The organism is Collinsella sp. UBA1693 (genome assembly GCF_002320115.1).
GTDB lineage: Bacteria > Actinomycetota > Coriobacteriia > Coriobacteriales > Coriobacteriaceae > Collinsella > Collinsella tanakaei.
In genome coordinates this window covers 152,952-168,415 of the sequence record NZ_DCJT01000010.1, presented here as the reverse complement: position 1 = coordinate 168,415, position 15,464 = coordinate 152,952, and the positions used below count along the sequence as shown (strand labels likewise).

General features: G+C 60.1%; 13 protein-coding genes, 1 tRNA gene and 1 riboswitch. Of the genes, 8 read left to right on the top strand and 6 right to left on the bottom strand.

The genetic code is table 11. From position 1 onward, the window contains the following. Positions 1-4 precede the first annotated feature (4 nt). Positions 5-146: riboswitch (FMN riboswitch) on the top strand. 8 nt (positions 147-154) lie between these two features. From B3H65_RS05100 to B3H65_RS05090, 3 genes are all read left to right on the top strand, one after another. Further along, entirely contained in the window at positions 155-691 is a 537-nt protein-coding gene (locus B3H65_RS05100; protein ID WP_009141047.1) for an ECF transporter S component, read from the top strand. A 101-nt stretch (positions 692-792) separates the two neighbouring features. Further along, positions 793-2,643, top strand: a complete 1,851-nt coding sequence (locus tag B3H65_RS05095; RefSeq protein WP_286684391.1) for an ABC transporter ATP-binding protein — start codon at positions 793-795, stop codon at positions 2,641-2,643. Continuing rightward, on the top strand, positions 2,627-3,436 hold the full coding sequence (locus B3H65_RS05090) for an energy-coupling factor transporter transmembrane component T family protein (protein WP_281694716.1): 810 nt from the start codon (positions 2,627-2,629) through the stop codon (positions 3,434-3,436). The genes B3H65_RS05095 and B3H65_RS05090 overlap by 17 nt, the downstream gene beginning before the upstream one ends. A 187-nt stretch (positions 3,437-3,623) precedes the next feature. Here the strand turns inward: B3H65_RS05090 and B3H65_RS05085 are convergent, their stop codons facing one another. After that, entirely contained in the window at positions 3,624-4,847 is a 1,224-nt protein-coding gene (locus tag B3H65_RS05085) for a coiled-coil domain-containing protein (protein WP_286684390.1), read from the bottom strand. A 176-nt stretch (positions 4,848-5,023) separates the two neighbouring features. Here B3H65_RS05085 and galE point away from each other — a divergent pair, with 176 nt between their 5' ends. Both galE and B3H65_RS05075 read left to right on the top strand, forming a co-directional pair. Further along, positions 5,024-6,085, top strand: a complete 1,062-nt coding sequence (gene galE, locus B3H65_RS05080) for a UDP-glucose 4-epimerase GalE (protein WP_117679116.1) — start codon at positions 5,024-5,026, stop codon at positions 6,083-6,085. A 136-nt stretch (positions 6,086-6,221) separates the two neighbouring features. Further along, the gene (locus tag B3H65_RS05075) at positions 6,222-7,175 is read left to right on the top strand and encodes a polyprenyl synthetase family protein (protein ID WP_286684389.1); all 954 of its coding nucleotides are present in this window, start codon (positions 6,222-6,224) and stop codon (positions 7,173-7,175) included. Between the two features lie 148 nt (positions 7,176-7,323). Here the strand turns inward: B3H65_RS05075 and B3H65_RS05070 are convergent, their stop codons facing one another. The 4 genes from B3H65_RS05070 to B3H65_RS05055 form a co-directional block, all read right to left on the bottom strand. Continuing rightward, positions 7,324-7,476, bottom strand: a complete 153-nt coding sequence (locus B3H65_RS05070) for a hypothetical protein (RefSeq protein WP_278563428.1) — start codon at positions 7,474-7,476, stop codon at positions 7,324-7,326. A 134-nt stretch (positions 7,477-7,610) separates the two neighbouring features. Beyond that, positions 7,611-8,411, bottom strand: a complete 801-nt coding sequence (locus B3H65_RS05065) for a TVP38/TMEM64 family protein (protein ID WP_286684388.1) — start codon at positions 8,409-8,411, stop codon at positions 7,611-7,613. 120 nt (positions 8,412-8,531) lie between these two features. Beyond that, complete coding sequence (locus tag B3H65_RS05060) at positions 8,532-10,097, bottom strand: sensor histidine kinase (protein WP_286684387.1); 1,566 nt, start codon at positions 10,095-10,097, stop codon at positions 8,532-8,534. A 134-nt stretch (positions 10,098-10,231) separates the two neighbouring features. Then, positions 10,232-10,918 (bottom strand): response regulator transcription factor, encoded by a 687-nt coding sequence (locus B3H65_RS05055; protein ID WP_349675989.1) that lies wholly within the window; start codon positions 10,916-10,918, stop codon positions 10,232-10,234. A gap of 322 nt (positions 10,919-11,240) precedes the next feature. On the opposite strand from B3H65_RS05055, the gene B3H65_RS05050 reads away from it, so the two are divergent. The 3 genes from B3H65_RS05050 to B3H65_RS05040 all read left to right on the top strand — a co-directional run bounded on the left by B3H65_RS05050 (position 11,241) and on the right by B3H65_RS05040 (position 13,108). Next, positions 11,241-12,149: a peptidoglycan-binding domain-containing protein gene (locus B3H65_RS05050; protein ID WP_286684385.1), complete on the top strand. Its 909-nt coding sequence runs from the start codon at positions 11,241-11,243 to the stop codon at positions 12,147-12,149. Between the two features lie 25 nt (positions 12,150-12,174). Then, positions 12,175-12,248, top strand: a tRNA-Gln gene (locus B3H65_RS05045). Positions 12,249-12,424: 176 nt separating this feature from the next. Then, complete coding sequence (locus B3H65_RS05040) at positions 12,425-13,108, top strand: NAD(P)H-dependent oxidoreductase (RefSeq protein WP_286684384.1); 684 nt, start codon at positions 12,425-12,427, stop codon at positions 13,106-13,108. Between the two features lie 148 nt (positions 13,109-13,256). Here the strand turns inward: B3H65_RS05040 and B3H65_RS05035 are convergent, their stop codons facing one another. Beyond that, positions 13,257-15,122 (bottom strand): carbon starvation protein A, encoded by a 1,866-nt coding sequence (locus tag B3H65_RS05035; protein ID WP_286684383.1) that lies wholly within the window; start codon positions 15,120-15,122, stop codon positions 13,257-13,259. Between the last annotated feature and the right edge of the window lie 342 nt (positions 15,123-15,464).

The following is a 15,464-nucleotide window of genomic DNA, read 5'->3' as shown; positions in this document are numbered from 1 at the left end:
CTCGCATATGTTTCAGGGCGGGGCGAGATTCCCCACCGGCGGTAAATGGATGCGAAACGCGCGTCCACAAGCCCGCGAGCCGCGCAAGCGGTTGATCCGGTGCGAATCCGGAGCCGACGGTATAGTCCGGATGAGAGAAACGAGGTCTCCCATTATGAACAACTCTATCGATACCAAGCGAATCGTCCTTGCCGCGCTGTTTACCGCAGCTTCGTTCGCGCTCTCCTTTATCCAAATCCCCATCTTCCCTGCGGCCCCCTGGCTTATGTACGACCCCTCGGGCATCGTCTGCTTGCTTGCCGCGCTGGCGTTTGGCCCCAAGCTGGGCGCCGCCGTCGCCATCCTGTCCTGGTTGCCGCGCGTCTTCCTCGACCCCTTTGGCGCACCCATGGGTATGCTCTCCACGTGCTGCCTCATCATCCCCACAGCGATTATCTACGCCAAGTCCGGCAACACCCGCGCGGGCTCCATCGCGGGCATGGTTTTCGGCGCTGCGCTGTCCATCGTCGCCGCCTGCGCGCTCAACCTGGTGGTGACGCCGTTGTACACCGCCGTCACCATGGAGCAGGTAGCGGGCATGATCCTGCCCATCCTGCTACCCTTCAACACCCTTAAGATGGTCATCAACGTGGTTGCCGGCCAAGTGCTGCTGGCCCCCTGCATGAACGTCCTGCACTCCAGCAAGGCATAAACTCCACGCAAGCCCAGCCTTGCGCAAGCGCGGGCGCGACCACACCGCAACGTGCCCGCGCTTGTCCGTTGCAGCTTTTGCTCACCATTAGAAAGCATCCTATGCACAGCTCGCCCATCATCCAGCTAGACAACGTACGCCTCAGCTACCCCTCCCCTACCGCGCAGCCCGTAGAAGCGCTTCGCGGTATCACGCTCTCTATCGCTCAAGGCGAGCATGTCTGCATTCTAGGCAGCAACGGGTCGGGGAAGTCCTCCCTCATCCAGCTGCTCAACGCGCTGATTCTGCCCACATCGGGAGACGTTCGCGTTTTGGGCAAAAGCACGCTGGATCCCGCTAACGCCATGGCGATCCGCACGCGGGCAGCCATGGTGTTCCAGCATCCAGAAGACCAAATGACCACCAGCGTCGTCGCAGACGACGTCGCCTTTGGCCCGGAAAACCTGGGCGCTCCGCGTGAGCAGATTGTCCAGCGCGTCGATGCCGCCCTGGCAGCCGTGGGCATGGGCCACCTGGCGCAAGCAGACCCCGCGGATCTTTCCGGCGGGCAAAAGCAGCGCGTCGCCATCGCCGGTGCGCTCGCCATGGATCCGCAGATCTTGCTGCTCGATGAGCCGGCGGCCATGCTCGACACCCACGGCAGACAGTCGATCCAGCGCATTGTGGGCTCGCTCAAGCGCCGCGGCATCACCGTGGTTCACGTCACGCATTATATGGACGATGCCCTGCTCGCAGACCGCGTCATAGTGCTGGACCACGGCCTCGTCGCGCTGGACGGGACGCCGCAGCGGGTCTTCGCCCACCATGAACGTATCAACCAGCTTGGCTTGGAGCTCCCCTTCGCCATGCGCCTGTCCCAGCATCTTCGCGACAGCGGCATCAACGCGCCCCTCACCGCAGACCAAGACGAACTTGCCCGTTCCCTTGCGTCCATGGCACCGCAAGGCCCCGTCCACCACACGCCGTCGAGCAACGAAGCCGGCATCGATAACGCGCCCCAGCCCCGCAAAGACGCCATCCCCGCCATCACTTTCCGCGACGTCTCCTATGACTACGCGCAGGCAGCATCTGCCCGCAAAAAGCACCGGCGCGGGTTCTGCCACCCCGCCAAGAAGCGTCCCTCGGGCCCGCTCGCCTTGGATAACGCGAGCCTCTCTTTGACACCGGGCTCCCTAACCGCCCTGGTAGGCCATACCGGATCGGGCAAATCAACCAGCATCGAGCTCGCATGCGCACTCAAAGTCCCCCTTACCGGCACCGTCAAGGTAAACGGCATCGACACCGCAGACCTTCGACTTCGTCCGCGCCTTAGAAAAGAGATCGGCTACGTGTCGCAGCTGCCCGAACGCCAGCTTTTTGCGCAAACCGTCTATGAGGACGTTGCGTTTGGCCCGCATAATTTGGGTTTGGACGAGGACGAGGTTCGTGAACGCGTAGCGAGCGCTCTCGCTAAAACCGGTCTTGAGCCTACAGAGGCACTGCTCTGTCGATCGCCCTTCGCGCTCTCCGGCGGCCAGCAACGCTGCGTCGCCTTGGCCGGGGTCCTTTCCATGCGCCAGCCCGTCTTGGTGCTTGACGAGCCCATGGCGGGGCTTGACCCCCGCGGCCGCGAGCACGTTCGCGCCCTGCTGCAAGACCTTAAAAAACAGGGCACCGCACTGCTGGTTGTCACGCATTCTATGGACGATGTCGCCGAGCTTGCAGACCACGTCGTCATCCTTGATCACGGGCGCGTCGTCGCCGACGGCACGCCGCGCGAGGTTTTCACCACCCGCGCAGACGCCCTGGAGAGCATAGGCATCCCAAGCGCGCAAGCGTTCGCAGAGCGTCTTGCCAGCATGGGGCTCTCCTTTGCCGCCTCGTCCGCTAACGCCGCCGAAAACATCCCGCTCACCATCGATGAACTTGTTGCGTCTCTTACGGAGGTGCTGCCCCATGGCGCTGCGCGCTAGCATTGGCCAATACTATTCTGCCAACTCCGCCATCCACCGCCTCGACCCGCGGGCAAAGCTTGTGGCGACCGTCGCCTTTATGGCGAGCTGCTTCTTTGTGCACTCCTTGGCCGGACTCGCCATAGCGGGAGTTGCCGTGGGCTCATGCGTCGCGCTGGCAAACGTGCCGGCAGGCCGGCTGCTATCCCAAATCAAGCCCATCGCGCTTTTCCTCTTTATCACATCGTTTATCAACCTGTTTTTTGTGCAAACCGGCCAAGAGCTTGTTGGTTTTGGCCCCATCCGCATCTTTAGCGGCGGCGTCGAGGCGGCGATTCTCTATACGGTTCGCTTCTTTTTGCTGCTTATCGCAGGGTCGCTGCTTATGCTCACCACCACGCCCACGGCGCTTACCGATGGCGCGGCAAAACTACTCGCGCCCTTAGAGCGCCTGGGCGTTCCCGTAAGCCAGGGAGCGCTGGTGTTGTCCATCGCGCTGCGCTTTGTTCCCACGCTCGCGCAAGAGGCGGACAACATTGTTGCCGCGCAAACCGCACGCGGGGCAGACCTTGAGAACAAAGGCGCCCTGGCCTACGCACGCGCATGCGTGCCGCTGGTGGTACCGCTGTTTGCAAGCGCGCTGCGCCACGCGGACAACCTTGGCCGCGCGCTAGATGCCCGCTGCTACACCGGCGACGCCTCCCGCACCCACTACCATGAGATGCGCTTCTCCCCGCACGCGGACGGTCCTTTCGCCGCGGCGTGCCTGGTTTACCTGGCAGGCCTGTGTGTCATCAACCTACTCGGCATCTAGCAGCACAGCATCCAGACCCGGTGCAGGCGCCCAGTACAACACGCGCCAACACCGACAGTACGCCGCAAGTTCACCACGCACCACGCCGGCAAGCCATCAAACACAAAGGCGCCCCGCCGTCCCCCTAGATGCTCCGCGAAGCGCACATCCAGGGGGACGGCGGGGCGCCACCCGTTTGAAACCCTTGCTATCCGGCGAGGTTGTTGCCGTTCGCCCAGCCCCAACGCGGGGTCACGATATCGCCGTAATAGCTGATCCACTCGTCCACATTGATACTGCGAATATAGCCAACGTTATCCATTACGGTATTATCGCCCACATAAATGCCCACGTGGCCGTAGATCCTGCCCGCCCATGTATGGCTGTGGGACGAGACCGCGATAATCATGCCAACCTGCAGGTTCGACTTTTTAGAACTGGTGCAGAAGTTGCTATACATATCGTCCGCGTTACCGGGAACGTTGCCCAGGCCCGCGCGCTCAAACACGTCGGAAACCCACCAGGCGCAAAGACCCGCGCCGGGGGACGGCGTCTTCTTGCACCACGCCACAACAAGCTGCTGCAGGTTGCCCGCGCTGGACGATCCCTGGCCGTCGCCCGGAATGCTCGTGGTACCGCCAGATGCCTGCTGTTTAGCGGCCTCCTCGGCAGCGCGGCGCGCCTCCTCCTCCGCTTTCGCAGCGGCGAGAATCTCGGCATCGCGCTTGGCGATAAGGTCCTTTACATCTTGGTCAAGGCCATCAAGCAGCGCCTGGACCTCATCCTTCTTATCTTTCATGCTCTGCAGCTGCGCGGTCTGCTGTTCTTTAAGGCCCTCAAGCTCAACCTTCTGGCTTTCCAACTCCGCCTTGGTTTCTTTTAGGTCCTCTTGGATCTGCGCCACTTCTTCAATGGCGCGCTGATCGCTTTCGTTCACCTTGTTGATGTAGTAGGTCTTGGACAGCAGATCGCTAAAGGATTCGGACGAAAGCAGCAGCGCCAGCATGCGATTATCGCCAGCCTTATAGCTGCTCGACACACGGTGGGCCAGCTCGCCCTGCTTTTCTTCAAGCTCCTCTTGCTTCTCCTCGATCAGCTCCTGCGTGTCATCGATCTGGCCGTTGACGTCCTCGATCTGGCCGATAGTATCGTCCAGCTCCTCAGATAACGTCTGAAATTGATCGGAAAGGTCATCGAGTTGCTGCTGCGCCTCTTCAAATTTCTTTTGGGCGGCAGCCAGGGCATCGGTGGTCTCTTTGGTTGCGGAGGGCGTAGCGAAGGCGCGCATGGGGCTGGCGAACAGCGTTGCCGCTGCCGCCGCGCCAAACAGCGCTTTTATGGCATTGCGCCGGCTTATGGCAAGCCGGTCGCTTTCAAGTGCGCAAATCTCGCCCGCCTTGTTACGGGGCGCTTGCATGGTGGGCTGTGACATATGGACTCCGTTTAATGTGTAATGATATGTCGAACACTGCCTGTCGCATAAGGATACCTCAGGAGCACCCTCTTCGGATTACCTTGGACGAGATTCATCAACACCCAACGGATGAACGGCCGCCCCAGGCAGTGCGCTATACTTTTGAGAGTTCGTGCAAACACAGAGGAGGACCTATGTCTCAAGAACTTGCACCTCAGGATACCTGCGTACTCGTCACCGGCGGCGCCGGCTTTATCGGCTCGCACACCGTGGTCGAGCTCCTTGCCAAGGACTATCAGGTTGTCATCGTGGACGACCTCTCTAATTCCAGCCCCATCGCCGTCGACCGCATCAAGCAGATCGCTGGCGACGAGGCCGCGAAGCGCCTCACCTTCTACGAGGCGAACGTTCTTGATCGCGACGCCATGAACCGCATCTTTGACGCGCACCACATCGACCGCGTGATCCATTTCGCCGGCTTCAAGGCCGTGGGCGAGTCCGTTCACAAGCCCATTGAGTACTACCACAACAACATCGAGAACACGCTGGTACTTGTTGACGTGATGCGCCAGCATGGCTGCAAGTCGATCATCTTCTCCAGCTCCGCAACCGTCTACGGCGACCCCGACCGCCTGCCCGTGCGCGAAACCGATCCCAAGAAGCCCGCCACCAATCCCTATGGCTGGACCAAGTGGATGATCGAGGAGATGCTCACCGACCTGCACACCGCCGACCCCGAGTGGAACGTTGTGCTGCTTCGCTACTTCAACCCCATCGGCGCCCATAAGAGCGGCCTTATCGGCGAAGATCCCAAGGGCATCCCCAACAACCTTGTCCCCTATGTTGCGCAAGTCGCCGTAGGCAAGCTCGAGGCCGTCCAGGTTTTTGGCGACGACTACGACACCCCCGATGGCACCGGCGTGCGCGACTACATCCACGTTGTAGACCTTGCAACCGGCCATGTCGCCGCTCTTGACTGGATGAACGGCCGCGAGGGCGTTGAGATCTTTAACCTGGGCACCGGCCAGGGCACGTCCGTACTCGAAGTTGTCCGTGCGTTCTCCGCTGCATGCGGCCGCGAGCTGCCCTACAAGATCTGCCCGCGCCGCGGTGGAGACGTTGCCGCCGTCTACGGCGATGCTTCCAAGGCAGAGCGCGAAATGGGCTGGAAGGCTCAGTACGGTATCGATGACATGTGCCGCGACTCGTGGAACTGGCAGTCCAAAAACCCCGACGGCTTCGCCACCGCGCAGTAGAGCCAACAGCGATTCTCGCCAGTCCGTCCACCTGCCCGTTTAAGCAAGCTATTTATGCAAAGGACCCTGATTTAGCGTGCCTAGCCCGTTCACCGGTTTCCTCAACCGACACTTTGAAGAAATCAACCGGCATTTGATGTCGTTCTTTACCGACAAAACCGATAACGCCGACATCGAAGCCTATCTTTACGCACCGCTGGGACGCTTCTCGGCAAATGCGGGCAAGCGTCACCGCCCCCTTATCTGCATGCTTGCCTGCCAGGCGGTGGGCGGAGACTTCCACGCCGCCATCAGCACGGCGGCCGCGATCGAGCATTTTCAGTCCGCCGCCCTTATCCATGACGATATCGCCGACAACGGTCAGCTACGACGCGGCGAGCCATGCATGTACCTCACCGAGGGCGAGGGCATTGCCATCAACTGCGGCGACCTCGCCCTCTCATTGGTGACGGGCAGCGTTTTGGACGATGACTCGCTTGACGACCACATGAAGATCCGTTTGCTGCACGAGCTTGTCGACATGACCACGCGCACCATCGAAGGCCAGGCGCTCGATCTTGGCTGGGTGCGCGACCAGCGCTTTGACCTCACCGTCGATGACTACCTGCGCATGGCCACGCTCAAAACCGCCCACTACAGCGGCGCCACGCCCCTGGCATGCGGAGCCATCATTGGCCGCGGCTCAAACGAACAGGTAGAGGCGCTGCGCGCTTTTGGCCTTAACACAGGGCTCGCCTTCCAGATTCAGGACGACCTGCTCAACTTGGTGGGCAAAAAAGAAGCGAGAAACAAGGACTTCCGCTCGGACATCACCGAGGGCAAGCGCACCTTGGTCGCCGTCCACGCCCTCGCCCACAGCAGCCACCGCGACGAGCTGGTGCAGATCTTGCAATCCGGCGCCACAGACCCCAAGGTTCTCTCGCGCGGCGTCGAAATCTTCGAGGAGGCGGGATCCATCGACTTTGCGCGCGACTATTCGTTCAAACTCACGGCGCAGGCAAAGGAACTCCTCGCCAATATTGAACTGGACAACCATTGCAAGGAGCTCTTCATGAGCATGGCGGATTTCTTTGTCGAACGCCTGAGCTAACAGGGTCGCCTCAGGCGTTGGCACCACTGCCAACGCATCCATCCAAACCGCCCAAATCACAAAGCGGTCCGAACTGCGCACGCGCAATCCGGACCGCTTTTAGGCTTACGCCCTGGTTCTTACCGACTTTTCCGCCCTCGCTTTTGCGCTACAAAAGCTGCGAGACCAGCAGCGCCACCAAGATCACGCTGCAAATTGCTGCAGAAGCAAGGGCACCTTTATCTTCCAGCAAGGGCAGCACGTCAAATTCGACACCGTCCTCATCCATCATTACGTCGCCCCACGCGCGCAGCTTGTTCATCTTCTCATCCCCTTAACGCAGCTCACAGCACTCGTCGCACCGTGGCATTCTTGCCGTGGCCCTATCCTACGCGCCCATGGCAAGCCGGGCGTAAAGACCAGGGCACGACGAAGTAAGCGTTTGCCTGCACGCCTCTAGCGGCGGGCCTTCGCCTCAAGCGACCTATACGCAATGGCGCCCAGGCCCGCAAGCAAAACGGCAATCACCATCGAGACAACCATGACGCCGTACTCGCCCGCGCCAAACGCAGAGGCGGCAACGGTCGATGTCACAATAGAAGGAATCCTGCCTACTGTGGCAATCGCCAAAACGGCGCCAAAACGCATACGCGTAAGGCCGGCGAAATACGTGAGAAAATCCTTGGGCGTACCCGGGATAAGGAAGATTACCAACATGATGAACTCGAGCTTGCGCGCATCTTTAAGCCAGCTAAACCGCTCAAACTGCTCGCGGGTAAAGAACAGCCCCATAACCTTCCAGCCCCAGCGGCGCACGGCCCAATAGACCAGCGAGGACCCCGCCGCGCTTGCCACCAGGCAGGCCGCGGTGCCTTCCCAAAAACCAAAGGCGTAGCCGCTTGCCAGCTCAATGGGCTCGCCGGGCAAAAACGCCAGCACTATCTGAAGCGTATTGACGCCTATGATGGCAAGGCGGCTGAGAGCCGCATGCTGTTCCACGTACGCATGCACGGCATCGGGATTAGAAAGCCATGCGTATACGTCTGGCAAATAACGCCAGCACAGGCCCAACACCAAGGCGGCAACAATCACCAGTGCGCATACCACATGCCAACGGCGCAGGCGAAAACCGCCCCGGCGCCCGGCATCGCCCGCGCCTCGCACGCCCGTACCTGCGCACGAGGCCGTCTCAGCCCCCTCGGCAAACGACACGCTGCCCAGCACGGGCTCCGGCTCCAAACCATTCACAGGCATCATGGCGACCTCCCCTAACATCTTCCTTATCATTAGGTTCGCATCCGCCTGTCAACTCTTTGTCAACGGTCGAATAGTTTTTTCGAATCCCGTAGGAAACCGCGTCCGAACGTCCTCGCGCTCTTATGAAAACGCGCCGACGTCAAACGTTGCGGTCACGCGAGCCCCGCCATCCGGCGCGTTGCCCAGCTCAATCTTGCCTCCGTGTAGCTGGACGAGGATCTGTGACACGTTGAGGCCCAGGCCAAAGTGCTCCGCCGACTTGCGATCGCTATAAAAGGGGTCGCACCCGCGGTGCAGCGCCTCGGGTGTAAAGCCGGGCCCATCGTCCTCAATAGCCACAACAAGCATCCTATCGTCCGCGCTGCCATCGCCACCGTCGCCGGCCGCGGCGCCTCCAGCCGCAGCGCCGCAAGACACCGCCACGGTTATGCTTCCCGCCGCATGCCCGCACGCGTTGTTGAGAACGTTGCCCATGACCTCCTCGACAAGCGCCACGTCCACGCAGGCATCCCCCTCAAGCAGACCGCGCTTGCACGCAAGCTCCAGCCCTTCGCCGCGGGCGGACACGATGTCGGCGGCATGCTCAAATAGCTCGTCGGCAAGCTCTTCGGCTCCCATCGAAGTCCGAACCACGTCCCTGTCTTCAAGCTTGGATAATCCGCTCATAGCGTTGGCATAGGACTCCAGTCGCCCAACCTGCCCCGCAAGCGTCTCAAGCCGCTCCTCGTCCATGTGCTCGCCCTTTGCCTCGCGCAGGCGCGCCATCTCGACCGTGCCCTTTAGCACCGTCACGGGCGTACGCAGATCATGTGCAAACGCCGCGTTGAGCCTGCGGCGCTCCTCCGCAGTGCGCCATAGCTCACGCTGAGCCGCCAGCAGCGATGCTCGCATGTCTTCCAGCGTGACCGAAAGAGCGCCCAGCTCCTTGCCCTGCACCGGCTGAATGCAAAAATCGAGGTCTTGGGCGGCAATGCGGCGAGCGGCGCCGGAAAGATCATCCAGGGGCTCGGCGATGTGCACGCGGTAGAAGCGGCGGAACATGATGATGGCCAGGCCGCCGTAAATCACAAATGGCGACGCGCCTATCAATAGGTTCAAAATGGTATAGCCCGGCTCTGCAACCCTTATGGCGTCGGCGTAGTAGGCAACGTTGGACGTCTTGCCTGCGCCAAACGCCTGGGCAAAGTCTATGCCCGTCGCCGTCTCAAACATCGCGACGGAGTCCACGCGGCCCGCGCGGTTGATCCGATCGTATTCTGGCAGCACCTGCGCGGTGATGTCATCGTAGTCGCTCAGCACGTCTTCCTGCGGATACTGGTCGTTGTAATTAAGACCCCAGTCATAGAGCTCGATCTGGCCAGATTCAAGCATCTCAAGCGTCGCATACACCTCACGGTACCTATCGCTGGAGCCATCCTGCGTATACGCCGGCACGCTTTGCTCGTCCACGCTCACAAACACGGCATAGGGGTTATCGCCCGGCACGTCTATTTCCGTGGCGGGAACCAGCTGATTTAGCTCCTCGTCATAAATATAGGGACCTGAATCAACCGCCGCGTGCGTCACGCGCCCACCCTGGTCCTCAAATTCAACTTCGTAATACTGAATAAAGTCGCTGCGGTCAAACGCGCTTATAACCACCATGGTAAGCGCGGTCGCAACAACCAGATAACACGCCAGGTACACGGCAAACGTCACCGCGAGGGGGCGAGAGGCCCACCACGCGCGAAGGCGCTTCAGCCTACTAGGGCAAGGCGAGCCAACCTCCTTCGATCGATGTCCGTCCGCGCCCCGGTGGCTCGTTTTTGGCAGCAAACGCCTCATTTGGCCACCCAGCGGTAACCCACGCCCCATACGGTCTCTAAGCAGTCATCGCCCGCGCCGGCGCCCGCCAACTTCTTGCGAACGCGACGCATGTGCTCGCGGACAATGGACGAGTCTCCCGTTGCGTCCCAACCCCAAACGCGCTGGTAAATAAGGTCGCGGTCAAACACCCTTCCAGGGCTTTTGCTCAACAGCGCAATGATGTCAAACTCCGTTCGCGTCAGCTCGACCGGCACCGCCTCACCGCAATCGCCGCGCACCTCGACCGTGCGCATTCCGTAATCTATGGTTAGGCGCTCAAAAAACTTCACCGAAGAGCCCTGCTCGCGAACGCGGTTTTCACGTGCCAGATGAGCTGCCACGCGGCGCCCCAGGACCTCTAGCGAAAACGGCTTGAGCACGTAATCGTCCGCGCCGGCGGCAAACCCGTCCAGCTGGTCCACATCCTCCACGCGCGCGGTAAGAAAGATGATGGGGCAGGCCAGGTGCTCGCGCAGACGACGGCACACCTCAAACCCATCCATGCCGGGCATGTTGACATCAAGGAGCACAATATCCGCGCCGGATTCAGCGCGTGCAAGAGCCGCAGAACCGTCGTTTGCCACAACGGTCTCATAGCCCTCCATCGAAAAATAATCGGCCAGCATCGCCGCGATGTCCTGCTCATCGTCCACAATCAACATTTTGCGCGTTGAAGCTGCAGCTACTCGTTCCACGGTTCCCCCTCATATGAAAAGCCGGATGCGCGCAATGCGCCCCAACCATATCATGCAACGCAATTGTCGACTATTTTCCTACACGTCGGTACGCTCCCGCCTTAAAGCCACCTTAAGGCTTGCGAAAGATTTGAACGGCAAGAACACATATGCCCGCATCATAATTGATACACTGTAGGTTGGTTCACCATGCACAGGCGGACCGATTCGCAAACACTGAGCATTCTGCCTCGCCCTTTTATATGGATGATTTCATACAAGGGCAAGGTCACCATAGGAAGGGGTTTCGATGGACTCGATCAAGCAAGGCATGCAGGGCCCTGCCGTCGAAGACGTGCAGACGCGCCTGGCATCGCTTGGCTACGCCATCGACGAGCATGAGCTCGAGGGTAGCGACTACGGCGCCTCCACCGCAAAGGCCGTGTCAGATTTTCGCGTTGTATCCGGTCTTGCCACGGGGGACGAGGTCGACTCCGTTTGCTGGAGCGCCTTAGTCGATGCGTCGTACAAACTGGGCGACCGCACACTCTACCTGCGCCTCCCTAATTTCCACGGAGCAGATGTACGCGCGTTGCAGCAAGCGCTCAACGTGCTTGGCTTTGCCTGCGGCATCGATGACGGCTATTTTGGTCCGCATACCGAGGCGGCGCTGCAGCAGTTTCAAGAAAACGTGGGCCTCTTTGCAGACGGCATGGCGTTTCAGGACACTTTTAACTACATCAAGCGCCTGCACCACGTGTGGAAGGACAAGCCTTCCGTGGTGAACATCGACTCCGAGGCTCGCTCCGGCTTTGCCCGCGCAGCAAGCGTTCTTGAGCACGTCAACGTTGCCGTGGGCGGCGAGGACGCCATCGCCCGCAACATCGCCTCGCGCATTTGGAATATCGCGTCCGCCACCACCGAGAACAGCGGCGTGGTTCTGTACGACTCCGAAGAGCCTCAGGACATGGACGTGATCTTTGTCCTTGCGAGCGAACCGCCGCCCGAGTCCGCAGCCCCCGTGGCCACTATCACGCTGGCTGAATGCACCAACCTGTCCCAGCGCATCCGCACCGCGATCGCCGCGTCGACGCAAAAGCCCGCACGCGTGCGTTTTGAGCTCACCGGGCTCACCCGCTACGGCACATTTACCTCAAGTGACGCACAAACTCTTGCAATCCGTCTGCTTGATGGCGTTTGCGACGCACTTAGCGCCTAAAGTACGCTACACTATTCCATTGTCTTGGGGCATCGTCCAGCGGCAGGACCCCGGTTTTTGGTGCCGGTTACGGGGGTTCGAATCCCTCTGCCCCAGCCACTAAGAAATAGCAGGTCAAAGCATGTTCTTGCTTTGACCTGTTTTCTTTTTCGGACAAACGTGAACAACACTATGCTAAAAAAGCGCAATACAACGCGCAATCGCCCCGCCGGCGCTCTTGCGTGGGTACAAGCCAAGCAACTTGCTTTTATCCACCCGCACCCATTGGAGGCACCATGGCAAACCACGGCGGCGATATGTTCATCAAGGCGCTACAGGATCGTTTTACCTGCAAACGCTATGCCCCAGAGGGCCACATAAGCGACAGCGACTTCAACACCATTCTCGAGGCGGCGCGACTCTCCCCCAGCTCCTTTGGCATGGAACCCTGGAAAATCTTGGTGGTCGAGAATCAAGAACTGCTCCAGCAGCTACTCGACTGCTCCTGGGGCGCTAAGAAAAACGCCGACCGCACGGTAATTCTGCTTGCCCGCAAGAACCTTACCGCGCAAAGCGAATGGGCGCATGACATCTGCCATAACGTGCAGGGCCTCTCCCCTCAGGACGAGAAGGCCCGCTTGGAGATGTTCCAGACCTTCCAGAAGCGCGACCTGCGCGTCCTTGAAACGTCTCCGCAGACCCTCGATCCCAAGCGCGCGCTCTTTGACTGGGCGTCCAAGCAGACCTATATCGCCCTTGCCAACATGCTCTCTGCCGCAGCCGTGATGGGCATCGATGCAACCCCCATCGAGGGCTGCACCTTCCCCGAGCTCGAACGAGTGCTGGCAGGCCGCGGCATCATCGATACCGCCGAGTGGGGCGTGTCCGTCCTTGTGCAGTTTGGCGTCCACGACCCCAGCCATCGTCCACATCCCAAACTTCGCCGTCCCTTTGCAGACGTGGTCGAGTACCTTCGCTAGCGCAACGGCAAGCGCACGCTGCGAAACACGCACTGCAAAATAAGAACGGGGCCGGCATCGCGTTACCGGGAGAATCTCCCTGGTCGCGATGCCGGCCCCGCCGACTCACAACTATGTGTTGGAGAAATCTAAGATGCTCTAGCAAGCCTTAGGCATTGGCAGTGGCGCCGTCAACGGACTCCTGGTCGTTGAACTCGCCGGCCTTGTAGGCAGCGGTACCCATAGCAGACCACTCAGGCTCTTCGTCCGGCATGCTACCGGCTTCCTTGGTAAAGAGCTCCTTGAGGCAGTTGTAGGCAACCATGATGCCCAGAGCCATAAGAAGGATGGCAAAGACCAACTGCAAACCAGAAGTGGCCATGACGGCCATGCCGCCCGCCTGAAGCGCAGTCACGCAACCAAGCGCGCTCTGGACCAACGAGGTGAAGGTGCAGGCAAGCAGGAACGCAACGGGAACGTAGAGCATGAAGCCCTTGCGACCCGTAGCCTTGCAGAAGACCGCGATGGTGATCATGGTCATGCCGCCCAGCAACTGGTTGGAAGCACCAAACAGGGGCCAGATGTTTGCATAGCCACCAAAAGCGAGAGCAAGGCCCGGGACCAGAGTCACCGCGGTGGCAAGCCAGGGATTGGTGACAACCTTCATGAAGCCGGTCGCGGACGAGGAGTCCTCGGCAGCGAGGGCATCGTTAGTGGTAGCGAAGAACTCCTGGAAGGAGAGACGGGCGATGCGAGCCACGGCGTCCAGGGACGTAAGGGCGAGGGCGGAAACGCACATGGTCATAAAGACGGTTGCAACGGTAGCATCCACGCCAAAGGACGTCATGCCGCGAGCGATGCCCTGAGAGAAGATCTGGAAGGGCGTTGCGGCGACCCCGTTGTTAAGAGCGCCGGTGCCGGCGGTGTTGAGATCGCTGAACATGATGCCGGCGATAACGACGGCGAGGATGCCAACAAAGGACTCCAGAACCATGGCGCCGTAGCCAACAGGCAGTGCATCGGACTCCTTCTCAACCTGCTTGGACGAAGTGCCGGAAGAAACCAAGCTATGGAAGCCGGAAAGAGCGCCGCAAGCGACGGAGACGAACAGGAGCGGGAAGACGTTCTTGCCAGATGCGGACAGGGCGGCAAGGGTGTCACCGTCAACGATCGTGGGGGCGGTCATGGTTGCCTTGCCGGCAGCGCCCAAAACCACAATGCCAACCACCGCGCAAGCGATCATAACCAGCATCATGATGCTGGTGAGGTAGTCGCGCGGCTGCTTAAGCGTCTGGATGGGCATGGCAGCAGCGAAGACCAGGTACACCATGATGACGGCAAACCAGCCCATCTTGTCCAAGTAGACGGGGAACTGCATGCCCACGGCAAACATAGCGACCATCAGAACAACGGCGAGGGCGAACTCCTTAGCGCCGGTGAGGTTCCACTTGCGGCAGCCCCAACCAAAAGCGATGGCCACAAAGGTAAACAGCATAGAGATGGTACCAGCGGTGCCGCCCGCATAGGACTTGGCGTAATCGACCGCGCCGCTGGTGGCATCGACGACGGTCTTGAACGTACCGGCGACCATATCGGTGAACGCGGCGATAACAATGATGCAGAACAGCCAGCTGAACAGCAAGAACAAACGACGACCCGTGCGACCGATGTACTTATCGATCAGCTGGGCAAGCGACTTGCCGTTGTTCTTCATCGAGGCGTACAGGGCGCCAAAGTCATGCACGGCGCCAAAGAAGATGCCGCCCACCAGCACCCACAGCATAACGGGCAGCCAGCCAAACATCATGGCGACGATAGTGCCCGTAACGGGACCCGCACCGCAGATCGACGAGAACTGATGCGAGAACGCGGTGAAGCAGGAGGCCGGAGAGAAGTTCTTTCCGTCCATCATGCGACGCGCCGGCGTCAGCTGCGCGTTGTCCACGCCCCAGCTCTTGGCGAGCCAGCGGCCATACACCAGGTAGCCAGCGGCCAAAACAACCGCAGCGACTACGATTACTGTAACTCCATTCATAGAAGCTCCTTCCCCCAAGAAACTCGTCCAAGCCATAAAAAACAAGGGCCGTCGATTCATCTCGACGGCCCTTGCACCACTCATAGCCGCCCGCTATCGCGCGGGCAAGCCAAAGCATGCGTGCCCGCGTTAGCTAATAATGCTGATAATAATTAGCTGGGCTTGCTGCATGGCTCTAACAACTTTCTTACGTAAACGTGCGCACTGGATGCGCTACCACTCCCTCGTGGAACGATAAGCCAGTTTGTCACTTTATCTAGATGCAGTCAAATAACGCTCCCTTTCATTGCGGGCGTGTAAACGTCTCGTTTCAAGTGTGAGAAGCGGTTCCTACAAGTAGCC